21 protein-coding genes and 5 tRNA genes are annotated in these 24237 nt (G+C 52.7%); 14 read left to right on the top strand and 12 right to left on the bottom strand.

Going from position 1 to position 24237, the window contains the following annotated elements:
- Window positions 1-25 precede the first annotated feature (25 nt).
- Window positions 26-499: a multidrug/biocide efflux PACE transporter gene (locus J1785_RS17525; protein ID WP_129952216.1), complete on the bottom strand. Its 474-nt coding sequence runs from the start codon at window positions 497-499 to the stop codon at window positions 26-28.
- Window positions 500-643: 144 nt separating this feature from the next.
- Here J1785_RS17525 and J1785_RS17520 point away from each other — a divergent pair, with 144 nt between their 5' ends.
- Window positions 644-1531: a LysR family transcriptional regulator gene (locus tag J1785_RS17520; RefSeq protein ID WP_129952215.1), complete on the top strand. Its 888-nt coding sequence runs from the start codon at window positions 644-646 to the stop codon at window positions 1529-1531.
- Here J1785_RS17520 and J1785_RS17515 read toward each other — a convergent pair.
- On the bottom strand, window positions 1520-3178 hold the full coding sequence (locus J1785_RS17515; protein ID WP_217220026.1) for an alpha-keto acid decarboxylase family protein: 1659 nt from the start codon (window positions 3176-3178) through the stop codon (window positions 1520-1522). The genes J1785_RS17520 and J1785_RS17515 overlap by 12 nt on opposite strands.
- A 327-nt stretch (window positions 3179-3505) precedes the next feature.
- On the opposite strand from J1785_RS17515, the gene mgrA reads away from it, so the two are divergent.
- Together mgrA and J1785_RS17505 are read left to right on the top strand one after the other, a co-directional pair.
- A complete protein-coding gene (mgrA, locus tag J1785_RS17510; protein WP_129952213.1) occupies window positions 3506-4495 on the top strand; it encodes an L-glyceraldehyde 3-phosphate reductase in 990 nt (329 codons plus the stop codon).
- A 159-nt stretch (window positions 4496-4654) separates the two neighbouring features.
- A complete protein-coding gene (locus J1785_RS17505) occupies window positions 4655-5089 on the top strand; it encodes a DUF2502 domain-containing protein (RefSeq protein WP_037038488.1) in 435 nt (144 codons plus the stop codon).
- 74 nt (window positions 5090-5163) lie between these two features.
- On the opposite strand, the gene J1785_RS17500 is transcribed toward J1785_RS17505, so the two are convergent.
- Entirely contained in the window at window positions 5164-6393 is a 1230-nt protein-coding gene (locus tag J1785_RS17500; protein ID WP_217138989.1) for an Nramp family divalent metal transporter, read from the bottom strand.
- 416 nt (window positions 6394-6809) lie between these two features.
- Here J1785_RS17500 and J1785_RS17495 point away from each other — a divergent pair, with 416 nt between their 5' ends.
- On the top strand, window positions 6810-7997 hold the full coding sequence (locus J1785_RS17495; RefSeq protein WP_013574449.1) for a NupC/NupG family nucleoside CNT transporter: 1188 nt from the start codon (window positions 6810-6812) through the stop codon (window positions 7995-7997).
- Window positions 7998-8131: 134 nt separating this feature from the next.
- Here the strand turns inward: J1785_RS17495 and J1785_RS17490 are convergent.
- Window positions 8132-8207 (bottom strand) — tRNA-Ala (locus J1785_RS17490).
- A gap of 353 nt (window positions 8208-8560) precedes the next feature.
- Here J1785_RS17490 and J1785_RS17485 point away from each other — a divergent pair.
- Window positions 8561-9352 (top strand): formate/nitrite transporter family protein, encoded by a 792-nt coding sequence (locus J1785_RS17485; protein WP_013574448.1) that lies wholly within the window; start codon window positions 8561-8563, stop codon window positions 9350-9352.
- A gap of 101 nt (window positions 9353-9453) precedes the next feature.
- Here J1785_RS17485 and gltX read toward each other — a convergent pair whose 3' ends face one another.
- Window positions 9454-10872, bottom strand: coding sequence for a glutamate--tRNA ligase (gene gltX, locus J1785_RS17480; RefSeq protein ID WP_217158570.1), 1419 nt, complete (start codon window positions 10870-10872; stop codon window positions 9454-9456).
- 264 nt (window positions 10873-11136) lie between these two features.
- Here gltX and J1785_RS17475 point away from each other — a divergent pair.
- The 4 genes from J1785_RS17475 (at window position 11137) to J1785_RS17460 (ending at window position 11536) form a co-directional block, all read left to right on the top strand.
- A tRNA-Val gene (locus J1785_RS17475) sits at window positions 11137-11212 on the top strand.
- Between the two features lie 46 nt (window positions 11213-11258).
- Window positions 11259-11334: transfer RNA gene (locus J1785_RS17470), tRNA-Val, on the top strand.
- A gap of 43 nt (window positions 11335-11377) precedes the next feature.
- Window positions 11378-11453: transfer RNA gene (locus tag J1785_RS17465), tRNA-Val, on the top strand.
- Between the two features lie 7 nt (window positions 11454-11460).
- A tRNA-Lys gene (locus tag J1785_RS17460) sits at window positions 11461-11536 on the top strand.
- 110 nt (window positions 11537-11646) lie between these two features.
- On the opposite strand, the gene eutC is transcribed toward J1785_RS17460, so the two are convergent.
- Genes eutC through eat form a run of 3 tightly spaced genes read right to left on the bottom strand, consistent with a single transcriptional unit; the run spans window position 11647 to window position 15281 of the window.
- Window positions 11647-12456, bottom strand: a complete 810-nt coding sequence (gene eutC / locus J1785_RS17455) for an ethanolamine ammonia-lyase subunit EutC (protein ID WP_217220024.1) — start codon at window positions 12454-12456, stop codon at window positions 11647-11649.
- An 11-nt stretch (window positions 12457-12467) separates the two neighbouring features.
- On the bottom strand, window positions 12468-13850 hold the full coding sequence (locus tag J1785_RS17450; protein WP_217138986.1) for an ethanolamine ammonia-lyase subunit EutB: 1383 nt from the start codon (window positions 13848-13850) through the stop codon (window positions 12468-12470).
- A 21-nt stretch (window positions 13851-13871) separates the two neighbouring features.
- Entirely contained in the window at window positions 13872-15281 is a 1410-nt protein-coding gene (gene eat / locus J1785_RS17445) for an ethanolamine permease (protein WP_129952208.1), read from the bottom strand.
- 276 nt (window positions 15282-15557) lie between these two features.
- Between eat and J1785_RS17440 the strand changes: the two genes are divergently transcribed.
- Both J1785_RS17440 and J1785_RS17435 read left to right on the top strand, forming a co-directional pair.
- Window positions 15558-16109 (top strand): nucleotidyltransferase family protein, encoded by a 552-nt coding sequence (locus tag J1785_RS17440; RefSeq protein ID WP_217138985.1) that lies wholly within the window; start codon window positions 15558-15560, stop codon window positions 16107-16109.
- Window positions 16110-16232: 123 nt separating this feature from the next.
- Window positions 16233-16574, top strand: coding sequence for a FlxA-like family protein (locus J1785_RS17435; protein ID WP_217220023.1), 342 nt, complete (start codon window positions 16233-16235; stop codon window positions 16572-16574).
- Between the two features lie 33 nt (window positions 16575-16607).
- Here the strand turns inward: J1785_RS17435 and J1785_RS17430 are convergent, their stop codons facing one another.
- Entirely contained in the window at window positions 16608-17534 is a 927-nt protein-coding gene (locus tag J1785_RS17430) for a LysR family transcriptional regulator (protein WP_129952205.1), read from the bottom strand.
- A gap of 98 nt (window positions 17535-17632) precedes the next feature.
- Here J1785_RS17430 and J1785_RS17425 point away from each other — a divergent pair, with 98 nt between their 5' ends.
- The gene (locus J1785_RS17425; RefSeq protein ID WP_129952204.1) at window positions 17633-18622 is read left to right on the top strand and encodes a bile acid:sodium symporter family protein; all 990 of its coding nucleotides are present in this window, start codon (window positions 17633-17635) and stop codon (window positions 18620-18622) included.
- Between the two features lie 67 nt (window positions 18623-18689).
- Here the strand turns inward: J1785_RS17425 and J1785_RS17420 are convergent, their stop codons facing one another.
- The 3 genes from J1785_RS17420 to zipA form a co-directional block, all read right to left on the bottom strand.
- Window positions 18690-18932, bottom strand: coding sequence for a DUF3820 family protein (locus tag J1785_RS17420; RefSeq protein ID WP_129952203.1), 243 nt, complete (start codon window positions 18930-18932; stop codon window positions 18690-18692).
- 1 nt (window position 18933) lies between these two features.
- Entirely contained in the window at window positions 18934-20955 is a 2022-nt protein-coding gene (gene ligA / locus J1785_RS17415; RefSeq protein ID WP_129991704.1) for an NAD-dependent DNA ligase LigA, read from the bottom strand.
- Window positions 20956-21026: 71 nt separating this feature from the next.
- A complete protein-coding gene (zipA, locus tag J1785_RS17410) occupies window positions 21027-22025 on the bottom strand; it encodes a cell division protein ZipA (RefSeq protein ID WP_217138984.1) in 999 nt (332 codons plus the stop codon).
- A 223-nt stretch (window positions 22026-22248) separates the two neighbouring features.
- On the opposite strand from zipA, the gene cysZ reads away from it, so the two are divergent.
- Both cysZ and cysK read left to right on the top strand, forming a co-directional pair.
- Window positions 22249-23034 (top strand): sulfate transporter CysZ, encoded by a 786-nt coding sequence (gene cysZ / locus J1785_RS17405; RefSeq protein ID WP_217138983.1) that lies wholly within the window; start codon window positions 22249-22251, stop codon window positions 23032-23034.
- A 210-nt stretch (window positions 23035-23244) separates the two neighbouring features.
- Entirely contained in the window at window positions 23245-24210 is a 966-nt protein-coding gene (gene cysK, locus J1785_RS17400; protein ID WP_129952199.1) for a cysteine synthase A, read from the top strand.
- Window positions 24211-24237 lie beyond the last annotated feature (27 nt).

The following is a 24237-nucleotide window of genomic DNA, read 5'->3' as shown; positions in this document are numbered from 1 at the left end:
CTTTTTGTACCTTCAGTAACGCGGATCAACGTCTGGCCGGGCAATCTTCTGCGGCCAGACGGCGGTTCACCCAGCGCTGACGCAACGTGTCGTAAACCCAGTTGTAGACCACGGTATACGGCAGGAAGAACAGAAAGAATCCCACTTCCAGCATCAAGGCATCCAGCAGCCCGATCCCCAGCCACAGCGCGGCAACCGGCAGACCAATCATGATAAATCCACCTTCGAAGCCCAGCGCGTGCGCCACGCGGATTTTAAATGTCCGCACCACCCGGGAAACCGGCCAGAATTTGTCGAACAGACTGTTATAGACAACGTTCCAGACCATCGCTGTCGTCGACAACATGATCGCCAGTGCGCCCATTTCCCAGACAGGTTTGTTCAGCGCCCAGGCTGCGGCGGGGGCTGAAATCAGCACAGCCAGAATTTCGAAACCTACCGCATGAAAAATGCGTTCGCCGAACGTTTTCTGCGAGATATTCCGTGTTTGCTTAGCCATAAAAACCTGCCTGATTTCTGATCGTTGTTAGGTGAACTGCTACGTGACGGCTGTCACAGGCGGCTATTATCATCAGTAAATAAGATAGATAAAAGATAGGAAGTATCGATAAAATAGATGGGTTAAAAACAGAAGGAGCACAGGATGCGCTATTCACCGGAAGCCCTGATGGCTTTTGTCGAAGCGGCCGATACCGGATCATTCTCAGCAGCGGCACGTAAGCTGCGCAAGAGTCAGTCTACCGTCAGTACAGCCATCGCCAATCTGGAAGTGGATCTGGGCCTAACGCTGTTTGACCGCCAGAGCCGCCAGCCGGTGCTGACACCGGCCGGTCAACGCGTACTTAGTCACGTTCAGGCTATTCTGGCGGCCAGCGAGCGGCTTGATGAACTGGCGATACGTTTGTCGGCACAGGTCGAAACCCGCCTGACATTCGTGTTGTCGGACACTTATCAGCCGACCCACCACGAGGCGCTGCTGCGTCGGTTTGAGCGCCGTTACCCCGATATCGAATTTGAATGTCAGATCGCCGAAGATCAGGATGTGATTGACCTGTTACAGTCCGGCCGCGCCCATATTGGTATGGTGGAAGTGCAGGATCATTATCCGCCGGACATCGGCGTGGCACGTTTACCGGAACAAACGGACATGTCGGTGTTTTGCAGCCGTGAGCATCCGCTGGCAAACACCACAGGTCTGCAGCCGGAACAGTTGCATACCTTCCGCCAGCTTTGCCTGCAACCTTATAGCCGCCGTGAAATGCCGCAAACGCAGGGGCAAATCTGGTCAGCGCCAAGCTATCTGATGTTGCTGGAAATGGCAGAACAGGGGTTTGGCTGGGCGATACTGCCGCACTGGCTGGTGCAACAGTTTGGCCATGACAAGCTTGTCAGCCTGCCGTTACGCGGCTGGCCGAAGCAAATTTCCGTGGATGCGGTCTGGAGTAAAAACAATCAGCCCGGTCCGGCGGGCTGGTGGTTCATCGACCAGTTGACTAACCCGCCGTCACCGGACACTGATCTATTGCCCTGAGTTACGCTTCGCCAGTGATTTAGTCACTGAATTAAGCAAGTCAGGAATATCCATCTTCGGCAAAATGACTTCTATCCAGGCCATCTGCCGCCGTGCGGTGGCCTTCTCTATCGCTTCTTTCAGCGCCTGCGGCGAATCCGCCCGCGCGCTGAACACTTCTGTCCCTCCGAAGGCCGCCGGGAACTGTGTCCAGTTCCACTGTGCAATATCGTTATAGCGCTGGGTTTCACCATGGATTGCCCGTTCAACGGTGTAACCGTCATTATTAATCACAAAAATAACCGGTGGCAGACCGTAACGGATCGCGGCACCTAATCCCTGCAGGGTAAGCTGTGCAGATCCGTCGCCAATCAGCAGCACAACACGGCGCTCAGGTACGGCGATCTGTACACCAAACGCAGCGGGCAGCGTGAAACCGATAGATCCCCATAAAGGCTGGACGACAAACTGACACTCTTCCGGCAAATTCAGCGCTGCCGCACCAAAACAGGCCGTGCCCTGCTCAGCGACCAGCACATCTCCCGGTTGCAGGAAATCCTGAATCTGTTGCCAGAAGGCATATTGCCCGAGGCTGTTATCGTGCGACAACGGCAAGCTATTATGTTTAACGGGATAGGCTGTCCGGATGCCAGCCAGCTCAGCGGTAAGCCGGTGCAGCACGCTGACCGTTTTTTCGAGCGGTAGCTGGTGGAAAATCTGGTCACCTACCCGGGCATAAAAGGGCTGAAGGTCAATACATTTTCCGGACGGAAGCTGCTGGGTAAAACCGGCGGTAATGGTGTCAGTGAATTTCACCCCGACTGTGATCACCACATCGGCCCCTTCAATCGCGTCTTTCGTTGATGGTGCGCTGGCGGCCCCGGAATAAGTACCGGCAAAATGCGCCTGTTGCTCGTTAAATAAACCTTTGCCCATCAGCAATGTTGAATGCGCCAGCGGCACGTCTTCCATCCACTGTTCCAGCGCAGCTTTAACCCCGAAACGGTCTGCCAGAAAATCTGCCAATAGTGAAACCCGTTTTGCGCCCCGCAACTGCGTTTCAGCAGCAGCAACAAAAGCATCCAGAGAAGAAGGTGAGAAAGGCGGCTGACGCACAGGTAACGCCTGCGCCCGGGTACTGACCGACAATGCGGCCACGTCGCTGGGCAGCAACAGATACCCCGGCCGCGAGTTGTACATGACCTCTTCAATGACACGGTCGATTTCAGCCAGGGCATTTTCCGGTGTGAGGGACGCCTGCGCCACGCTGACCGGCGCGGACATCCGTGCGAAATGGGTGAATACACCATCTCCCAGCGTGTGATGCAGCAACTCCCCCTTACGCTGAGACGTCAGCGCTGGTGCGCCCACAATATGCACGACAGGCACATATTCCGCATAACTGCCGGCAATGCCATTCAGCGCACTCAGTTCACCGACACCAAATGTGGTCAGCAACGCCGCCAGCCCCTTAATACGCGCATAACCATCTGCGCCATAGGCAGCATTTAATTCATTGGTACAGCCGACCCAGGTGATTTGCTGATGATTGATCACGCTGTCGAGGAATTTCAGATTGTAGTCGCCCGGTACGCCAAACAACTCGGAGATCCCGCTTAATGATAAGCGGTCCAAGAGATAGTCACCTACGGTATATTCATTATCCATGACGATCCTCTGTTAAAAATAAAGTAAACAGTTAATCCCACTAATTTAAGTATTACCCCAAACCGGGGAAGAGGATATTAATTATCCGAAATAAGGCATGGCAACGCAGAGTTACACCCCTGCACTGCGTTAAGGCAGGAAAGCGGATTCAGCAGTAAAGATAATATGCAGGAAGAATAGTCACGGTAATCAATCTCTCTGCGCGTAAGGATTGTTCCGGATGTGATCTGATTAGCTGGAAATGCTTGTGAAAGCGCATACACTAAAATGGTTTTTTTATGAAGTTATTACCTTCTGTTCACTCCTGAATTGATTATAAGGACTCACATGGTGTATCAAGCCAGTCCAACCCGTTACGAGAATATGGAATACCGTCGCTGCGGCCGGAGCGGTCTGAAATTACCCGCCGTTTCTCTTGGCCTGTGGCATAACTTCGGCGATAACGCGCATTTTGAAAATGGCCGCAAACTCATCCGCCATGCTTTTGACCATGGGATTACCCATTTCGATCTGGCTAATAACTACGGCCCGCCTCCGGGTTCTGCGGAACAACATTTCGGCCGCATCCTGCAGGAAGATTTATTGCCCTACCGCGATGAGCTGATTATCTCCTCCAAAGCCGGTTACACCATGTGGGACGGCCCGTATGGAGACTGGGGCTCAAAAAAATATCTGGTCGCCAGCCTGAATCAGAGCCTGAAACGCATGGGTCTGGAGTATGTGGATATTTTCTATCATCACCGTCCTGATCCTGATACGCCGCTGGAAGAAACGATGGCGGCGCTGGATTTAATCGTACGTCAGGGCAAAGCGCTTTACGTCGGCTTGTCGAACTATCCGGCAGAACGCGCGAAAAAAGCGTTTGAGATTTTGCAGCAACTTGGCACGCCATGCCTGATCCATCAGCCGAAATATTCGATGTTCGAACGCTGGGTGGAGGCGGATTTGCTGGATACGCTGGCGGATAACGGCGTGGGTTCCATCGCCTTCTCGCCACTGGCGGGCGGCGTGCTGACGGACCGTTACCTGGCAGGTATTCCTGAAGATTCCCGTGCGGCCAGTGACAGCAAGTTCCTGACTGCGGATCAACTGACAGAAGAGAAACTGGCGAAAGTGCGTAAGCTGAATGAGATTGCCCAGGCTCGTGGTCAGAAGCTGTCGCAGATGGCGCTGGCCTGGGTTCTGCGGGGCGACCGCGTGACGTCTGTCCTGATTGGCGCCAGTAAAACCAGCCAGATCGACGACGCCGTGGGCATGGTCTCACATCGCCATTTCAGCGCAGAAGAACTGGCGGCTATTGAAGGGATTTTAGTGTAAGCGGTTACTCTTCAGTATAAAAAACGCGCCTTTATGGAGGCTTCGTAAGCAAACCGTTAAGGCGCGTAAATCATTCAAAACAGGATTGTAAGCAATAGAACAGGTGTCCGCTTCCCCTTATAACTGTCAGCATAAATTATAAGGAATCTGGGGCCACACATGTTAAAACCGGTACTTTTTGCGACTTTGTTCTTTGCCCTGCTCCCTGCGGCGGTACCCACCGTGCAGGCCAGCAGTTTCAGCCTGAATACGCCGGGCCTTTCTATCAATATCGGTGACCGCGACAGGCGGGGTTATTACTGGGACGGCTATGACTGGCGTAACCCAAGCTGGTGGAACGGCTATCGGGGCCACCACTATGGTGCACGCAGTCCGCGCGGCTATTACTGGGATGGTTATCGCTGGCGCGATCATGGCTGGTGGAACGAACGCCATCCGCCACGTCGTCCGATGCCACCGCCGCGTTATTATTACAGCGACCACGGGCGTGCGCATTATGATCACGGCCGCGGGCCGGATCGGGGTCGGGGACATGACCGGGGGCACGGCCATGATGATCACCGGGGCGGCGGGCATGGCGACCACCGCCATTAATCAACTGAATAAAACAAACAAAAACGGGACAGCGCAAACTGTCCCGTTTTTGTTTGTCTGTCGCTGAGCAGGCGTTATTTCAACATACCGATCAGCAGATAGAGGTTAAGGCTGACGACGATCAGCACGATGACCCGGCCCGCCCACTGGACGGTTTTCGTATTCACCATATCACCCATCAGGCTGCGGTTACCGGTAAAAGCCAGCAACGGCAGCAACGCCAGCGCAATCCCGAAGCTCAGCAAGACCTGGCTCATCACCAGAATGCGTGTGGCATCTAATCCCATCAGGATCACAATAAAAGACGGCATCATGGTCACCGTACGGCGAACCCACAGCGGAATGTAGAATTTCACGAACCCCTGCATCACCACCTGCCCGGCCAGCGTACCGACCACTGTTGAAGATAAACCGGCAGCCACCAGACTCAGACCAAAGGTAGTCGCAGCAGCGTGACCCAGCAATGGTTGCAGCGTCAGATAGGCTTCATCCAGCTCGCTGATCCCACTGTGTCCGCTGAAATGAAATGCCGCTGCGGCTGTCGCCATCATCGCCAGATTCACGAAACCGGCAATAGTCATGGCAATGCCGACATCCAGCTTGGTGGCTGAATAACGCTGCGCTTTAGAGGCTTTACCGCCCCGCTGAGTCAGCGAGGAGTGCAGATAGATGACATGCGGCATGATGGTCGCACCGAGTACACCGGCAGCCAGATAGACTGAATCGGCGGTTGGCAGTGCAGGGATCAACATGCCTTTGCCCAGCGCCACCATGCTCGGTTGCGAAAAGAATAACTCAACGATATACGCCGCCGCGACAAAAAGCAGCAAACCGGCGATCACCAGTTCCAGCGGCTTTTGCCCGCGTTTTTGCAGCCCGAGGATAATAAAGGTCGCAATCCCGGTGAGCACCGCGCCTTGTAACAGCGATACCCCGAGAAGCAGTTTAAAGCCAATGGCGGCACCAATAAATTCGGCAAGATCGGTAGCCATCGCGATAATTTCCGCCTGCACCCAGTAAGCCCAGACAGCCGGACGCGGGAAACGATCGCGGATATGTTCGGCCAGGTTTTTGCCGGTGGCGATACCGAGTTTGGCAGACAACAACTGGATCAACATCGCCATGATGTTGGCCCATACCACCACCCACAGCAACTGATAACCGTAAGAGGCTCCGGCCTGAATATTAGTCGCAAAGTTGCCCGGATCGATATAACCGATGGCGGCAATAAAAGCCGGCCCCATCAGTGAAAGCTTCATCTTTCTGGACGCGCGGCCTGTGGATTCGGCCCGGCTGTTCAGCATAGTTAGTTAACCCTTACAATTATTACGCTTACATCAATCATATCTAATTGATAATGATTATCAAGTGCATTTAGAATGATCTGAGTGATTGCTCTGATAGGCAGCAGCTGTAAGCGGGAAGGTAATAACTGAGAGGTGATTCGCTCACCCGATTTCAGAAAGCCAGACGCATCGTACTTTCCTAAAACAGACATTAACGGGCCAGATTCAGAATGCATTACGGCACATGATAAAACTAGCACAGGAATGCTAATTGTGCTTAGTTTTATTAACATCTTGATTTTTTGTGTGATGAGCCGTGATTTGTTGCAATTCGTGTCTGTAATTTCTATATTTGCAATCGACTTCACGTTTTAAATGTACGCGTTACATAAAATGTCCGTCGAAATATAGCCTGCCTCTAATTTGGAGCACCCATGTCCCGAATATTGCACTTTGTATTAGCGTTGGCCGTTGTCGCTGCACTCGCTTTACTGGTGAGCCGTGACCGGAAAAATATCCGTTTACGTTTCATTGTTCAGCTGCTGGTCATCGAAGTCTTATTAGCCTACTTCTTCCTGAATTCTTCTGTTGGTTTAGGTTTTGTGAAAGGCTTCTCAGACTTGTTTGAGAAATTATTAGGATTCGCTGCGGAAGGGACCGGCTTCGTATTTGGAGGCATGAGCGATAAAGGATTAGCGTTCTTCTTCTTGAAAGTTTTGTGTCCGATCGTGTTCATTTCTGCACTCATCGGTATTTTACAACACATTCGTGTACTGCCTTTCGTCATCCGTATTATCGGTACGGTTCTGTCGAAAATTAATGGCATGGGAAAACTGGAATCTTTCAACGCCATCAGCTCCCTGATTTTGGGTCAGTCAGAAAACTTTATCGCGTATAAAGATATTCTGAGCAAAATGTCTGAAAAACGTATGTACACCATGGCAGCCACAGCAATGTCGACGGTTTCTATGTCGATTGTGGGTGCGTATATGACCATGCTCGAACCGCGCTTTGTTGTTGCTGCGCTGGTGCTCAACATGTTCAGTACTTTCATCGTACTGTCGTTGATCAACCCTTATAAAGTTGATTCAGAAGAAGACCTGCAAATCGGTAATACGCATCAGGGCCAGAGCTTCTTTGAAATGCTGGGTGAATATATCCTGGCGGGTTTCAAAGTGGCTATCATCGTTGCAGCCATGCTGATTGGTTTCATCGCACTGATCTCCTGCCTGAATGCATTGTTTGACGTGGTATTCGGTATCACCTTCCAGGGCGTGCTGGGTTATGTCTTCTATCCGTTCGCATGGATGATGGGTGTGCCAAGCCACGAAGCCTTGCAAGTCGGCAGCATCATGGCAACCAAACTGGTTTCCAATGAATTCGTTGCGATGTTGGATCTGCAAAAAGTCGCAACTGAGCTGTCACCTCGCGGCGTGGGCATCCTGTCCGTGTTCCTGGTGTCATTCGCGAACTTTTCCTCGATCGGTATCGTTGCAGGTGCTATTAAAGGTCTGAACGAACATCAGGGCAACGTGGTTTCACGCTTCGGTCTGAAACTGCTGTACGGCTCAACGCTGGTCAGCGTGTTGTCTGCTTCTATCGCAGGTCTGGTACTGGCGTAGTAAGCCAATACAGAACGACAAGAAACCCGCTTCGGCGGGTTTTTTTTATGTCTGCAATTCAGGCAGGAAAACCGGAAGGAAAATCACAAACCCCGGAAAGCAAAAAACCTGCCGAAGCAGGTTTCTTTAATATTTGGTGGAGATAAGCGGGATCGAACCGCTGACCTCTTGCATGCCATGCAAGCGCTCTCCCAGCTGAGCTATACCCCCAATTCATGCCCGTAAAAACGGGTGAACGGGGCGCATAATATGAAACGTCGCTACCCCTGTCAACGGCTAAATCCGTTTCTGAATTCAAGCGCTGAAAAAGCCGTCAAATCCCTCATCCCTCCGGCAAAAAACACCTTTCTTCAGGGAAATTTTCAGACAGACACTTTGTTTTACAAAACACCCGCCAGCCCGCACGATTCCTAGCTTTCTGATCTGCTTACGCATTTCCTTAACATCTATGTCCGAATAATTAATAGAATGTTAGCAGACTATGAAAATCGTCTTGTTTTGAGATAAATCTCAGAATAGACTGCTCGCGCAATAATCATAACTTAAACCATTCGAGCACTCCCATGTCCTTGTATTCACCTAAAGAAATCGCTTCCATCGCCGTCACAGCGGGCGTTAATAAAAGCCGCGCCACCGTGTTGAATTTGTTAATTTTGGGCTTCCTGGCTGGCGCCTTTATCGCCACCGGTTTCCTGTTGGATCTGCATGTAATAGGGACATTACCTGCTTCCTGGGGTTCATTCAGTAACTTGCTGGGCGCTGCTGTGTTTCCGGTAGGCATCATTCTGACTGTATTAGCAGGGGGAGAACTGCTGACCGGTAATATGATGACCTTACCTATCGCCTGGTTCGCGCGTCAGATCAGCCTTTACGCTGTTTTGCGCAACTGGTTCTGGGTGACTGTCGCTAACCTGCTGGGCAGTCTGGCCGTGGCCTATTTCTTCGGTCACGTTCTGGGGCTGACGGAAGGGGCTTTCCTGAGCAAAACCGTGGCAACCGCCACTGCGAAGGTCAATGCAGACTTCATGCACGCGTTCATTTCTGGTATCGGCTGTAACTGGCTGGTGTGTCTGGCAATCTGGCTGGCCTTCGCCAGTAAAGAAGTGGGCGGCAAAGTGATCGGTATGTGGTTCCCGGTTATGGCGTTCGTGGCCATCGGCTTCCAGCACGTGGTGGCAAATATGTTCATCGTGCCTGCAGCAATCTTTGCCGGTGCGCTGAGCTGGTCAGAATATCTGCCTAACTTCGTGGCCGTCTTCCTCGGTAACGCTGTAGGGGGTGCAGGCTTCGTTGGTCTGATGTATTTCCTGGCCTACCGTCCGACCGTTGAAACACCGGCGACTGAACAACGTTAATTAAGCCGTTTTCACGCTTACGTTTTACGGAAATACAAAAGCCAGCCGGTTTCCCGTGCTGGCTTTTTTACGACTCTTTTTAACAAGCTACTGAGCGGACATTACTGCGCTTGTGTTTCACGCTCAGCAATGAAGGCTAATGCCATATCGATACGCGCCAGCACACGGCGCTGACCGATAGCATGAACGGTGACGTCAACACCCGGTGACTGACCTGCGCCGGTTACCGCAACGCGCAGTGGCATCCCTACTTTACCCATCCCCACTTCCAGCTCATCCGCTGTGCCCTGGATAGCGTGGTGAATGTTCTCAGCAGTCCAGTCAGTGATTGCAGCCAGTTTGGCGCGCACCACTTCCAGCGGCTGGCGCGCAACCGGACGTAAATGTTTCTTCGCCGCATCCGCATCAAACTCTGCAAAATCTTCATAGAAGTAACGGCAGGACTCGGCCATTTCTTTCAGGGTTTTGCAGCGCTCACCCAGCAGGGTGACGATTTCGAACAGTTGCGGGCCGTTACGGGTTTCGATACCTGCCTGCTCCACATGCCACAACAAATGGGTCGCCACATAATGCGGATCCATCGTATTAATGTAGTGGTGGTTCAGCCATTGCAGTTTTTCAGTGTTGAACGCACTGGCTGATTTGCTGACGTTTTCCAGTGAAAACAGGGCTTTCATTTCATCACGGCTGAAAATTTCCTGATCGCCATGAGACCAGCCCAGACGCACCAGATAGTTCAGCAGGGCTTCGGGCAGATAACCGTCATCACGGTATTGCATCACGCCTACCGCGCCGTGGCGTTTAGACAGTTTTTTACCGTCATCGCCCAGAATCATTGAAACGTGCGCATAAACCGGTACCGGTGCGCCCAGCGCTTTCAGGATGTTGATCTGGCGCGGAGTATTGTTGATGTGATCTTCACCACGGATAACATGGCTGATTTCCATATCCCAGTCATCAACGACAACGCAGAAGTTATAGGTCGGGGAACCATCGGTACGGCGGATGATCAGATCATCAAGCTCGTCATTGCTAAATTCGATCGGACCGCGGATCTGGTCGTCAAAAATAACCGAACCTTCCTGCGGGTTACGAAAACGCACGACACACGGCTCATCGGCCGCGTGATGTTCATGGCTGTCGCGACAATGGCCGTCATAACGAGGCTTCTGGTTATTCGCCATTTGTTCCTCACGCAACGCTTCCAGACGTTCTTTAGAACAATAGCATTTATAAGCCGTGCCGTTTTCCAGCATCTCATCAATCACCGCGTTATAACGGTCAAAACGTTTGGTCTGGAAATACGGGCCTTCATCCCAGTCCAGATTCAGCCAGTTCATGCCATCCATAATCGCGTCAATAGCAGCCTGGGTGGAGCGTTCGAGATCGGTGTCTTCGATACGCAGCACAAATTCACCGCCAAGGTTGCGGGCAAAGAGCCAGGAATAGAGCGCGGTACGGGCGCCACCGACGTGCAGATAGCCGGTCGGGCTTGGGGCAAAACGGGTTTTGATTTTCATCCGGGTGCAACCTTAATCACGCAACGTCAAAAAAACGTCGCTATCAATTAACAAAAAGTGGCAGACATTCTACCACTCTGCCCTGATTCCTCAACGCACAACCAGAGGCAGTCGCGTGGTTTAAGGCCATGAATGCGTAAAGAATCGACTACGGGGGCGAGAAACCCGTCAGGTTGACTAAAAATAAGCCGAACGAACATTTTTGTTTTTAAAAAGCGTTGACGTAATTTCAAGTATCCCTATAATGCGACTCCATCACGACGGGGGCGATTAGCTCAGTTGGTAGAGCATCTCCTTTACACGGAGGGGGTCGGCGGTTCGAGCCCGTCATCGCCCACCACTCTTTAAGAGTGCCGCGTTGTGATAAGTAGGAAGAATTGAGAAATGGGCGATTAGCTCAGTTGGTAGAGCATCTCCTTTACACGGAGGGGGTCGGCGGTTCGAGCCCGTCATCGCCCACCATTTCTCAGCACATTTCTTCTTACCGAGGGAAGTACCCAGAAGTGGGCGATTAGCTCAGTTGGTAGAGCATCTCCTTTACACGGAGGGGGTCGGCGGTTCGAGCCCGTCATCGCCCACCACTTCTGCGGGCCGTTAGCTCAGTTGGTAGAGCAGTTGACTTTTAATCAATTGGTCGCTGGTTCGAATCCAGCACGGCCCACCAATTCAGAGAAAAGCGCCTTTAGGCGCTTTTTTCGCATCTGTACTCCGGAACTTTAACCGTGATGGAGGCGAACCAGCTGCTGGTTCGAGCCTCTCTCCCCCTCTTTCCCCCTATTTTAATTTAAACATCGGCACGACTTTGTTGTGCAGCGCCGGGTTATCGCTTTCATCTTTCAAATTCACGCCCGACAGCTGGCGATGGAAGGACTGCTCAAGCAGCCAGGCGAGTTTAAAAGCGGCCTGAGGATAATTGAGCCCTTCCGGCCGCACATTGGAAATACAATTTCTTTCCGATTCCAGCCTTTTGGTATGCGGCCCCCAGGTCATGTAAATACCTAAACTGTCGGGAGAGGATAATCCCGGGCGTTCTCCTATCAAAATCGCCACAGCCTTCGCTTTCATCACCTGCGCAATATCATCGCCCAGTGCCACCCGCGACTGATGCGCAAGTACCACCGGCCCGATTTTCAGCTCCAGCGTACGCAGATACGGCAATAACGCCGCAATCAAGGGTACGGCCTGGCGGTGCACGGCTTTCGATGACAGACCATCAGCAATGACCAGTATCACGTCTGCCGGCTCCGGTGCCAGCTGCTGCAATGCCTGACGGCTGGTTTCTGACAATTTGCGCCCGAGATCAGGACGACAAAGATAGGTCGCCCTGTCCGGAGCCGCGCTGGCAACGGTCAGTGTTTCCAGCCCCAGCGCATAAAGTTCGGGTTCAAGCTTCTGGCTGTCAAAGGGCTGATGTACGGCATCACGCGCCTGCGCATGCGCTAAACCAAACCGTAGCAGCTCTTCTGTGGGCAAACTCGACCCTGCCCGTCCCAGCGCGATACGTGCGGCAGTAAACTGACGCAGCGTTTCCCAGGGGTTATTATGTACCACGGACGATAAGCCCTGCCCTTTTTCATTGTTCATCAACGCCAACCTCAGCTCAGTTGCGGTAACTGACGCAGTAACGGATGGGACGCGCGGGTATCCTGTAAGGCGCCCTGCGGATCAATAATTTTCATTTTCTCCAGCCAGACGGCAAATTCCGGCGCATGTTTCAGCCCGAGTAATTCGCGGATATATAACGCATCATGGAAAGAAGTGCTCTGATAATTGAGCATGATGTCATCCGCGCCCGGTACGCCAATCAGGAATGTCAGTCCGGCGGTGCCAAGCAGCGTCAGTAAAGTATCCATATCATCCTGATCGGCTTCGGCATGGTTGGTGTAACAGACATCGCAACCCAGCGGTACGCCCAGCAGTTTGCCGCAGAAATGGTCTTCCAGTCCTGCACGGATGATTTGCTTGCCGTCATACAGATATTCCGGCCCGATAAACCCCACCACGGTATTGATCAGCAGCGGTGAAAAATGCCGTGCAATCGCGTATGCCCGCGCTTCACAGGTTTGCTGATCTATCCCGAAGTGTGCATTAGCGGATAAACAACTCCCCTGCCCGGTTTCGAAATACATCACATTGTCGCCGAGCGTCCCACGCCTGAGGCTGAGTGCCGCCTGTTGCGCTTCCGCCAGCAATGCCAGATTGATACCAAACCCGCTGTTCGCCGCTTCAGTGCCTGCAATTGACTGAAACACCAGATCCACCGGCGCGCCGCGCTCCACCAGTTTGATGGTGTTGGTAACATGGGTCAGAACACAGGACTGCGTAGGGATGTCAAAGCGCGTGATGATGTCATCAAGCATGTAATTGAGATTTTCCAGCAACGGTAAACTGTCGCTGGCGGGATTGATGCCGATTACCGCATCGCCGGAACCATAGAGCAAGCCGTCAAGCATACTGGCGGCAATGCCCTGTAAGTTATCGGTCGGATGATTCGGTTGCAGGCGCACGCTCATGTGACCAGGCAATCCGATAGTGTTGCGAAATTGAGTGATCACTCTGCATTTTTTAGCCACCAGGATCAGATCCTGATTACGCATCAGCTTGCTGACAGCTGCCGCCATTTCCGGCGTAATCCCGCGGGCAACCGCAGCCAGCACCGTACTGTCCGTTTTCTCACTGAGCAGCCAGTCGCGGAAATCTCCGACGGTGAGATGCGAGATCGCGGCAAACGCCGCGACATCATGAGTATCGACAATCAGCCGCGTGACCTCATCATCCTCATACGGCACCAGTAATTGTTGCAGAAAGGTTTTGAGCGGCACATCGGCCAGTGCCATTTTCGCCGCCATCCGCTCTTCGGCGCTGGCGGCAGCCACTTCAGCCAGATAATCACCTGACCGTGCGGGCGACGCCTTTGCCATCAGTTCGCGTAAATCCTTAAACTGATAGCGTCGGTGACTTAATGTCGTCTGAAACATAACACTCCTTAGCGCACCGGATTATTTGCTGCTTTTAGCGGGCACCGGGCGCAGGCCACGTAATTGCGGATCTTCTGCAGCATCCGTTCGCGCCTGATGGGTGATGCGGAACCAGGCATACGCCAGCAACATCATGGCGGCGAAAATCAGAAACAGTAAGGTGTTGTAGTAAATCATAGCGATCAGACAGACAACAGCCAGTACCAGCGCCAGCGCCGGTGCAAAAGGATAGAGCGGCGCACGGAACGGGCGGATTAAATTCGGTTCGCTGCGACGCAGCTTAAACAGCGCAGCCATAGAAATGATGTACATCACAATGGCACCAAATACCGACATCGTCACGATATTGGCCGTCAGCGGCTGGCCGCCGATGACGATCAGTGAATCTGAGAAAATGGCCGCAATGCCCACAACGCCCCCGGCGATGATACCGAGATGCGGTGTCTGGAAACGGGCATTGACGCTGGCCAGTCGTTTAGGCAAATAACCCGCCCGGGCCAGCGCAAAGATCTGCCGGGAATATCCCATGATAATGCCATGGAAAGAGGCTATCAGGCCAAACAGCCCCAGCCAGACCAGCATGTGTAGCCAGCCGCTGTTGCTGCCGACAATCAGTTTCATGGCCTGTGGTAAGGGGTCGTTAATGTTCGACAGCTTGGTCCAGTCGCCCACACCACCGGCAAACAACATCACGCCGAGCGCCAGAACGGTCAGGGTCAGAATACCGCCGATAAAGGCTTTCGGAATGGTACGCTGCGGATCTTTTGCCTCCTCTGCGGCCATTGATGCGCCTTCTATGGCCAGGAAAAACCAGATGGCAAAAGGTATGGCCGCAAAGATGCCGGAAAACGCCGCCGGGCTGAAAGTGTCGCTGCCCGCCCATCCGCCGTGAACAAAGTTCGACATTTCAAAACCGGGTGCCACCACGCCCATAAAGACCAGCAATTCGAAAATCGCCAGTAACGTGACCAGCAGTTCAAAGGTGGCGGCAATACTGACACCAAGAATATTGAGCACCATAAATACCAGATACGCGCCTACAGCCACCCATTTCGGCTCAATGGCCGGAAACTGCACATTGAGATACGCGCCGATCGCCATCGCGATAGCGGGCGGTGCAAAGACAAACTCCACCAGCGTGGCAAAACCCGCCACAAATCCACCGGTGGGCCCGAACGCACGGTAAGCGTAAGCGAAAGGCCCGCCGGCGTGCGGAATCGATGTGGTGAGTTCAGTAAAACTGAAAATAAAGGCACAATACATGGCCGCTATCACCAGTGCGGTGATAAGAAAGCCCAGCGTGCCTGCCTGCGCCCAGCCATAACTCCAGCCAAAATATTCGCCGGAGATTACCAGTCCGACAGCGATGCCCCAGAGTTTAAAGCTCCCCAGTGTACGTTTTAAAACGGGTGCGACTTTCGTGGTTTGCATAAATGATCCCCTGCCCGGTGGTAAATCAATTCTGTAAGAAGAGAAAATGTGACAGCCTTGCCCATTCCTGGTGTTACAAAGGTTGATGTTGCAAAGGCTGTACCACTTAAGAAGCCCTGAGCAAATGCGGTCCGGAGCCGTATTCCGGGGAGATTTGCCACATTTTAGCGCGCTGCAGTCAACCGCATCTCCGAAATGGTGCGTTGAAAAAGTGTCACCAAATGGCGCTACACTTTGGCTTCTCAGAACGAAGATGTGCAAAAAGGAGAACATCGTATGGCGACCCTGGAACAGAGAATCATTACCTGGCTCAGAGAGGAACCGCTTCACTTGCAGGCGCTGACGCAGGCACATGCACTGGGTCTTAACGACGGGTGGCTGGCGGCGGGATTTGTCCGGAATCTGGTCTGGGACCGGCTGCACGGCTATATACAGGCCACACCGCTTAATGATATCGACCTGGTATATTTCAATCCTCAGGATTGTTCGGCACAGACTGACAAACGCTATGAACAACATCTGAAAGCGAATTCGCCCGATCTCCCCTGGTCAGTGAAAAATCAGGCCCGCATGCACGAGCGTCACGGTCATACGCCTTATGTCTCCAGCGCTGAGGCAATGAGCTACTGGGTGGAAGTGGAAACCGCTATCGGCGCAAGAATGAATACTGACGGGCAAATCGAGCTGAATGCACCGCTGGGACTGGAGGCTTTGTTTGCTTTCAGTATTACGCCAAACCCGCGCCATGCGATCCCCGCCGTTTTTGCCGAACGGGTCCGCAGCAAAGGCTGGCTGAGCCGGTGGCCGAAGCTCAGCGTGAAAGCGTGAATCGAATAAAAACCATAAATACTGTAAGGAATATGAAAAGCCGGTAAAGCCTCTCTGATTACTGCCGATATCTGTTACGCACGCTTACGTGCAAAATTTGATTCTTACTAAGTGAGGCTTTTTATGACAACTATCAGCGCGACTGGCAGTCCGGTGGGCTCCGCGTCCACCAGTGACTCAGGCAGTGCCAGCCAGATTGCAAAACTGACTAAGCAGATTACCAAACTGACTGAACAGCTCAAAAGTCTGGGCGGTTCAGGCGAAGATGCTGACACAGTTAAGCAAAAGCAAGAACTCCTGCAGCAGCAAATCGAACTGCTGCAACAGCAAATCGCTCAGATTCAACAACAGCAGGCTCAGAAAGCGCTTCAGCAACAGCAGCAACAACAAGCCGCCGCCGAAATGAAGAAAGACGAAGGCGTGAATAAGCCCTCAGAAACCAATGCTGTCGATATTTACGTGTAACCGCAGTTAAAGCCTGAAACAGCCGGCAAGGTATCAGAGTCCGTACATTCCCTGCTGGCTGCGTTTTTCCCGCAATAAGTTCGCCTGCTCTTTCACCACCTGCCAGATAGCCTGCGCAGCGGGTGATAACGACCGGTTTTTACGTTTGACCAACATCAGTACCCGGTTAATTTCCGGCACCAGATTTTTCACCACCAGACGACTCCCTTGCGGCATGGGTAAAGCCAGCGCCGGGATCACACTGATGCCAATCCCGGCTTCAACCATCGGGAATAAAGTGGCCGGATGGCCGATTTCCTGGGCGATCATGGTATCCACTTTCTGCGCTTTCAGTGCGCCGTCAATCAGGATCCGGCTTCCTGATGCGTAATCCTGCAGCACCAGTTTTTGGCCGTTCAGCGCCTGCCATTCAACTTCCGCCAGCGCCGCCAGCGGGTGATCCTCGCGACACATCAGTAAAAACGGCTCGTGCAAAATAGGCTCGCAGTCGAGGTCGGTGCTTTCACCCGGATCAATCACAATGCCGAAATCCACTTCCGCATTTCTGACGCTGTGAAGCACCAGTTGCTGCGCCTGGTCACGCAGCAGGATACTGATCTCAGGATACTGTCGCTCGCCGCTGGAGATACATTGTGGCATCAGTTGCGCCGAAATCGTCTGGCTTGAAGCAATGCGCACCCGGCCATTGTGCTGTGTGCCAAAGCTGCGGGTATCAAGCAGCATGGCGTGGAGTTCGTCGAGCAACGGCTCGACACGATTCGCCAGGCGCAGACCGGCGTCGGTGAGCACGACTTCGCGCGTTGTGCGGTCCAGCAAGCGTACCCCCATTTCAGCTTCCAGTTCTTTCATACTGTGGCTGACAGCCGACTGGCTTAACCCTATCGCTTCCCCTGCCCGGCTAAAACTGCCATAGCGTGAAACCGCCACGAACACGCGAAGTTGTCTGAGTGAATAATTCATGAATTTTCTGCATTAATGGATTAAATAAATCAATTTTTTAATTATATCGGAAAAGCACAAAATAGCCGCATTCAGAGACAACCTTTCCGAGACCTGCTATGCGCTTCTTACCTGATCGCTTCACCCTGACACTTATCGCCACTGTCCTGCTGGCGACATTCTTCCCGGCCAGCGGCATATTTGTCGCTTTCTTCAATAACCTGACCATTTTCGCCATTGGTCTGTTGTTTTTCATGCATGGCGCAAAACTCTCACGCGAAGCTATTTTTCAGGGCAGCAATAACTGGCGTTTACATTTATGGGTGATGTTCAGCACTTTCATTTTATTCCCGATCCTCGGGCTGCTTTTTCAGTGGTGGCATCCGGTGGATGTCAGCCCGCAAATTTACAGCGGCTTTGTGTATTTGTGTATTTTGCCTGCCACCGTGCAGTCGGCGATTGCGTTTACCTCACTGGCGGGCGGCAACGTGGCGGCAGCGGTGTGCAGTGCTTCCGCATCAAGCCTGCTGGGGATTTTTGTTTCACCGTTGCTGGTCAGCCTGCTGATGCATGTACAGGGGGAAACGGGGAATGGTTTAGCCCAGGTCTGGCATATTGTGCTGCAACTGCTGGTGCCGTTTGTCGCCGGACACTTGCTGCGTCCGCTGATTGGCGGCTTTGTCGAACGCCACCGTAAAATGATTGGCAAAACCGACCAGACATCGATTTTGCTGGTGGTGTATTCCGCTTTCAGTGAAGCCGTGACTCAGGGGATCTGGCATCAGGTCGGTGTCGGCTCACTGTTGTTTATCCTGGTGTTCAGTCTGGTACTGCTGGCCTTTATTCTGGTCATTAACACCTACATGGCACGCTGGATGGGCTTCAGTAAACCCGATGAAATCACTATCGTATTCTGCGGCTCGAAGAAAAGTCTGGCGAACGGTATTCCGATGGCGAATATTCTGTTTCCGGTCAGTGCCATTGGTATGATGGTGCTGCCGCTGATGATTTTCCATCAGGTACAGCTGATGACCTGTGCGGTGCTGGCGAAACGTTATCAGAAAAAGCAGCAGGAAGCGGCGCTCAAACAAACGCCTGTCACTGAATAGCGCAGGCGAATAACAGGCAGAAAAAAGGCGCTGACATCAGCGCCTTCTACATCGGGTAGACGGACTGTTACTCGTCGGTGCCACCCAGCCCCGGACCATGACGACGCAGCGGATTGATCAGGCTTTGCAATCCTTCACTTTTGATCGCCAGCGTCAGTTGCATCAGTTCACCCAGTTTCCCCTGAGGGAATTCGTCTTTACGGGCGAACCACAGTAAATATTCTTCCGGCAGGTCGATCAGCACGCGTCCGGCATACTTACCGAACGGCATGACCGTATTGGCTATCTGGATCAGATCTTCTTTTTCCATGCTACTCACCCAGCAGACGGATCATTTCCGCCTCGTCGATCACCTCAATACCCAGTTCCTGTGCTTTCGCCAGCTTGGATCCTGCCGCTTCACCGGCAATCACCAGATCAGTTTTCTTCGACACGCTGCCGGAGACTTTTGCCCCCAGCGCGGTCAGACGATCTTTGGCTTCATCGCGTGAAAGGATCGAAAGCGAACCGGTCAACACCACGGTTTTACCGGCAAACGGACTGTCAATTTCCTCCGGCACAATGACCTGCACTTCCGGCCAGTGAATATTGATTTCAGGGCTTAACAGCTCATCAATCACCTGCTGGTTATGTTCTTCCGACAGGAAATTGACCACATGTTTAGCCACCACATCGCCGACATCCTGCACGCTTTTCAGCGACTCAATATCTGCCGCTTTAAGCGCCTCAACCGAGCCGTAATGCGCGGCAAGGTTAGCGGCTGTGGCTTCGCCCACTTCACGAATGCCCAGCGCATACAGGAATCTGGCCAGCGTGGTTTCTTTGGCTTTTTCCAGCGCAGTAACCACGTTCTGTGCCGATTTAGGTCCCATGCGATCCAGACCGGTAAGTTTACCCGCCGTCAGCCGGAACAGATCCGCCGGCGTTTTGACATATTCTTTCTCGACCAGTTGATCGATGATTTTGTCGCCCATGCCATCAACATCCAGCGCCCGGCGGGAGACAAAATGTTTCAGCGCTTCTTTACGCTGTGCACCACAAATCAGACCCGCCGTACAACGCGCTACCGCTTCACCTTCGACACGTTCGACATCGGAGTGACAGACCGGACAATGCGTCGGGAAAACCACTTCACGGGCATCTTGCGGACGTTCATCCAGCACCACGCCCACGACCTGTGGGATAACGTCACCGGCACGGCGGACAATCACGGTATCGCCGATACGCAGGCCCAGACGTTCGATTTCATCAGCATTATGCAGCGTTGCGTTGCTGACCATCACACCCGCAACCAGCACGGGATCAAGACGTGCGACCGGCGTGATCGCACCGGTGCGCCCGACCTGGAACTCGACATCTTTCACCCGCGTAATCTGTTCCTGCGCCGGGAATTTAAACGCTGTCGCCCAACGCGGTGCCCGCGCCACAAAACCCAGTGCTTCCTGAATATCCAGCGAATCAATTTTCACGACCACGCCGTCAATATCAAACCCCAGCAATGGACGTTCCGCTTCAACCTGACGGTAAAACGCCAGCACTTCATCACTGCCGGTGCAAAGACGCACACGATCGCTGACCGGTAAACCCCAGGCCTTGAATTGTTGCAGGCGGGCAAGATGACTTCGCGGCAGCTCCCCCCCTTCCAGCAGACCCACGCCGTAGCAGAAGAAAGTCAGCGGACGTCTGGCGGTGATACGCGGATCAAGCTGACGTAATGAACCTGCAGCAGCATTACGCGGGTTAGCAAATACTTTGCCCCCGGTACGGCGTGCTTCAGCGTTCATCGCTTCAAAGCCAGGCTGTGGCATAAACACTTCACCCCGCACCTCAAGACGTGCAGGAATATTGTCGCCATGCAGGCGCAGGGGGATGGCACGTATTGTGCGCACGTTGGCCGTAATATTCTCACCGGTCGTGCCATCGCCACGTGTGGCGGCCTGCACCAGTTCGCCATTTTCATACAACAGGCTCACTGCCAGCCCGTCAAGTTTCAGTTCGCAGCAGAAAGTCAGCGGTTCTGACGTCTTCAGACGATCCTGAACACGTTTATAAAATGCCAGATAGCTTTCTTCATCAAATACGTTGTCCAGCGACAACATCGGTATCTGATGCCTGACCTGTTCAAATGCGGAAAGCGGTGCCGCGCCCACGCGCTGCGTCGGTGAATCTGCGGTGACCAGTTCAGGATGCGCGGTTTCCAGCTCACGTAACTCGCGCATTAAGCGGTCATATTCGGCGTCAGGCACTTCCGGGGCATCCAGAACGTGATATTGATATTCGTGATGGCGTAACTGAGTGCGTAACTGATTGATCTGTTCTTCGATAGTGGCCATGACTCACCGTGGAGATAAAAAACCCCCGGCAAGCGGGGGTCAGGGGAATGGGTATTTCACGAAAGCCTGACTCAGGCGATCGCCTCGAGGACCTCGCGGATCCGCGCTTTGTACGTTTCGAGCTTCTGCGGCGTAATCATACGACGCTCATCGTCAAGCACCATCGCACCGACATCATCGGCAATACGTTGGGCAGACTGCAGCAGCAGTTTGAAGTTCTGATGCGCATCACCGTAGCAAGGCACCATCATAAACAACGTCACACCCGGCGTAGAGAAGTCAGACATATTGTCCGGGTCAAAAGAACCCGGTTTAACCATATTGGCCAGACTGAACAACACCGGACCGCTCCCGGCAGGGCTGACATGGCGATGGAAAATATTCATCGCACCAAACTGGAAACCGGCCTGAAGCACGCTGTTAAGCAACACTTCACCACCGATGACACCGCCCTGATGGGCAGCAACATGCAGTACCAGGACCGTTTCTTTCAGTTTCGCTTTCTCAGCCGGGGCTTCTTCTGCCGGGGCAAAAGGCGCAGCCTGAGGTTCTGCTTTCGCAGCAGGTGCCGCGTCAGCATGGATATCTTGCGGCGCAACCGGCGCATGCGTTCTGGCTTCAGGTGCGGAGTCCTGAGGTGCAAAATCAGCGACAGGTTCGCGACGCGGTGCAGTGGCGGATTCAGAGGCTGAATAACCACTCAGCAACGGATCATCCTGCGCAGCATATTGCTGTGGCTGAGCCGGTTGTTGAGGACGAGCAACAGGTGCTGGCGCTGGCTGCGCAGGAGAAACCTGCGGCTGACGTGGCGGTGCAGTCTGTTCAGGCTCATCATACTGACCAAAAGTCGGTTCATCCTGAGGATAAGCAGGACGCACGCGCACTTCCCCCACTCCATCGACAAAATCTTCGGACGGAGATTGTTCCCGTTCTTTTTTCACACGTTTAGCTGGACGATCGCGGAAAAGCGAAGAGCGTTCTTTACGGCTGGTCCACAAACCGTGTAACAACAACGCTATTATGGCGATCGCACCAACAACGATTAATATCAGACGCAAATCCTGCATCATTGCTATCTCTGTTGTTCTAATACATTGCCACCACGGCAAACATTCACATGATTAACTCTATTTGCCCACGTAGATAAGTGCAAGTCTCGACTCTACTTTCTGCTAATAAATAGGGCAGTTGCACCTTTTTTTGCTGTTTTTTCAGCCAATCCACCGCTAGCCAGTGGAAAATCATACCGATATGATAGCCCATGTCATTCAACTCAGAGAGAAAATTTCGTTTATGAGCTCATCGCAAAGCGCCAGACAAGAAAACGGCGTACATTATTTCACACAGGGCTGGACGCTCATTTCCTTACCCGGGATACGACGTTTTGTGATTTTACCCCTGGCTGTCAACGTGCTGCTGATGGGCGGTGCATTCTGGTGGCTGTTCACCCAACTGGGTGAATGGATCCCGGCAATGATGAGCAAGGTGCCGTCGTGGCTCAGCTGGCTGGATTATCTGATCTGGCCGGTGGCGGTGCTTTCCGTGGTACTGGTGTTCAGCTATTTCTTCAGCACCCTTGCCAACTGGATAGCCGCCCCCTTCAGCGGATTACTCGCCGAACAGCTCGAAGCGCGTCTTACCGGCAAACCGCTGCCTGATACGGGCATCTGGGACATCATGAAAGATCTCCCGCGCATCATGAAACGTGAGTGGCAGAAACTGGCGTATTACCTGCCACGCGCCCTGCTGCTGTTCGCGCTGTATTTCATTCCGGTGATAGGCCAGACTATCGCGCCCGTACTGTGGTTCTTTTTCAGCGCGTGGATGGTCGTGATTCAGTATTGCGATTATCCGTTCGATAATCACAAAGTCAGTTTTGCCGATATGCGTCGCTCACTTGGCAGCAATAAAATCGACAACATGCAATTTGGTTCTCTGGTCAGTCTGTTTACGATGATCCCGGTGCTGAATCTGGTGATCCTGCCGGTTGCTGTATGCGGCGCGACGGCCATGTGGTGTGACCGTTACCGCGATGTTTACGTCAAAAATAATATCGATGTGAATTCAACCCGAAAATAGTCCCTTTTTCTCACAGCCGCCTGCGGGCGGCTGCCTGCTATGCTTGACTTTTCTTCACCGAACTTATTTCTTAATAACGTATCGGTATAGCAAATACCAAAACCTTACTTCACTGGGAAAGCGGTTCGCGTATGCTTTCCTGATTCCCACTTATTTCATAGTGTTGAAAGCTTCACACCGTGAATATTTCATACAGGTAAAGGACGGGTTATGAGCAAGATCTATGAAGACAATTCATTAACAATTGGCCATACGCCACTGGTTCGTCTGAACCGTATCGGTAATGGTCGTATTCTGGCTAAGGTCGAGTCACGTAACCCGAGCTTCAGCGTAAAATGCCGTATCGGTGCGAACATGATTTGGGATGCTGAGAAAAAAGGCATTCTGACCAAAGATATCGAACTGGTTGAACCCACCAGCGGTAACACCGGTATTGCACTGGCTTATGTGGCTGCCGCGCGGGGTTACAAACTGACACTGACCATGCCGGAAACCATGAGCGTTGAACGTCGTAAGCTGCTTAAAGCTCTCGGCGCCAATCTGGTGCTGACCGAAGGCGCCAAAGGCATGAAAGGCGCGATTGCCAAAGCCGAAGAAATTCAGGCCAGCGATCCGCAGCGTTATCTCATTCTTCAGCAGTTCAGCAACCCGGCCAACCCGGCTATCCACGAACAGACTACCGGCCCGGAAATCTGGGAAGATACCGATGGCGCAGTGGATGTGTTGATCGCAGGCGTGGGTACCGGCGGCACGATCACCGGAACGGGTCGTTATCTGAAAAGTAAAAAAAGCAGCGTGAAACTGGTGGCCGTCGAGCCAACCGACTCTCCCGTTATCACCCAGACACTGAACGGCGAAGAAGTCAAACCGGGCCCGCATAAAATTCAGGGTATCGGTGCAGGTTTTATTCCGGGTAACCTGGATCTGGAGTTGCTGGATCGCGTTACGCTGATCACCAACGATGAATCCATTCACATGGCACGCCGTCTGATGGAAGAAGAAGGTATTCTGGCCGGGATTTCTTCCGGTGCAGCAGTTGAAGCTGCGGTGAAATTATCCAAAGAACCGGAGTTTGCAGATAAGACTATCGTGGTTATTCTGCCTTCTTCTGGTGAACGCTATCTGAGTACCGCATTGTTTGCAGATTTATTCACCGAGAAAGAATTGCAACAATAATGCCACATCCTTAAAAGCGGCTAAAAA

The organism is Rahnella perminowiae (genome assembly GCF_019049755.1).
Lineage (GTDB): Bacteria > Pseudomonadota > Gammaproteobacteria > Enterobacterales > Enterobacteriaceae > Rahnella > Rahnella perminowiae.
The sequence above is the reverse complement of the archived record's forward strand: the minus strand, read 5'-3'. Positions and strand labels throughout refer to the sequence as shown.

Excerpts from the sequence above, each read along its gene's own strand:
- J1785_RS17430 (WP_129952205.1), bottom strand. The coding sequence starts at position 17,534 with ATGAATTATTCACTCAGACAACTTCGCGTGTTCGTGGCGGTTTCACGC.
- J1785_RS17440 (WP_217138985.1), top strand. The coding sequence starts at position 15,558 with ATGGCGACCCTGGAACAGAGAATCATTACCTGGCTCAGAGAGGAACCG.
- J1785_RS17420 (WP_129952203.1), bottom strand. The coding sequence starts at position 18,932 with ATGGAAAAAGAAGATCTGATCCAGATAGCCAATACGGTCATGCCGTTC.
- gltX (WP_217158570.1), bottom strand. The coding sequence starts at position 10,872 with ATGAAAATCAAAACCCGTTTTGCCCCAAGCCCGACCGGCTATCTGCAC.
- J1785_RS17450 (WP_217138986.1), bottom strand. The coding sequence starts at position 13,850 with ATGTTTCAGACGACATTAAGTCACCGACGCTATCAGTTTAAGGATTTA.
- J1785_RS17435 (WP_217220023.1), top strand. The coding sequence starts at position 16,233 with ATGACAACTATCAGCGCGACTGGCAGTCCGGTGGGCTCCGCGTCCACC.
- J1785_RS17500 (WP_217138989.1), bottom strand. The coding sequence starts at position 6,393 with ATGCTGAACAGCCGGGCCGAATCCACAGGCCGCGCGTCCAGAAAGATG.
- J1785_RS17515 (WP_217220026.1), bottom strand. The coding sequence starts at position 3,178 with ATGGATAATGAATATACCGTAGGTGACTATCTCTTGGACCGCTTATCA.
- J1785_RS17520 (WP_129952215.1), top strand. The coding sequence starts at position 644 with ATGCGCTATTCACCGGAAGCCCTGATGGCTTTTGTCGAAGCGGCCGAT.
- J1785_RS17525 (WP_129952216.1), bottom strand. The coding sequence starts at position 499 with ATGGCTAAGCAAACACGGAATATCTCGCAGAAAACGTTCGGCGAACGC.
- cysK (WP_129952199.1), top strand. The coding sequence starts at position 23,245 with ATGAGCAAGATCTATGAAGACAATTCATTAACAATTGGCCATACGCCA.
- eat (WP_129952208.1), bottom strand. The coding sequence starts at position 15,281 with ATGCAAACCACGAAAGTCGCACCCGTTTTAAAACGTACACTGGGGAGC.
- cysZ (WP_217138983.1), top strand. The coding sequence starts at position 22,249 with ATGAGCTCATCGCAAAGCGCCAGACAAGAAAACGGCGTACATTATTTC.
- ligA (WP_129991704.1), bottom strand. The coding sequence starts at position 20,955 with ATGGCCACTATCGAAGAACAGATCAATCAGTTACGCACTCAGTTACGC.
- J1785_RS17505 (WP_037038488.1), top strand. The coding sequence starts at position 4,655 with ATGTTAAAACCGGTACTTTTTGCGACTTTGTTCTTTGCCCTGCTCCCT.
- zipA (WP_217138984.1), bottom strand. The coding sequence starts at position 22,025 with ATGATGCAGGATTTGCGTCTGATATTAATCGTTGTTGGTGCGATCGCC.
- mgrA (WP_129952213.1), top strand. The coding sequence starts at position 3,506 with ATGGTGTATCAAGCCAGTCCAACCCGTTACGAGAATATGGAATACCGT.
- J1785_RS17425 (WP_129952204.1), top strand. The coding sequence starts at position 17,633 with ATGCGCTTCTTACCTGATCGCTTCACCCTGACACTTATCGCCACTGTC.
- eutC (WP_217220024.1), bottom strand. The coding sequence starts at position 12,456 with ATGAACAATGAAAAAGGGCAGGGCTTATCGTCCGTGGTACATAATAAC.
- J1785_RS17495 (WP_013574449.1), top strand. The coding sequence starts at position 6,810 with ATGTCCCGAATATTGCACTTTGTATTAGCGTTGGCCGTTGTCGCTGCA.
- J1785_RS17485 (WP_013574448.1), top strand. The coding sequence starts at position 8,561 with ATGTCCTTGTATTCACCTAAAGAAATCGCTTCCATCGCCGTCACAGCG.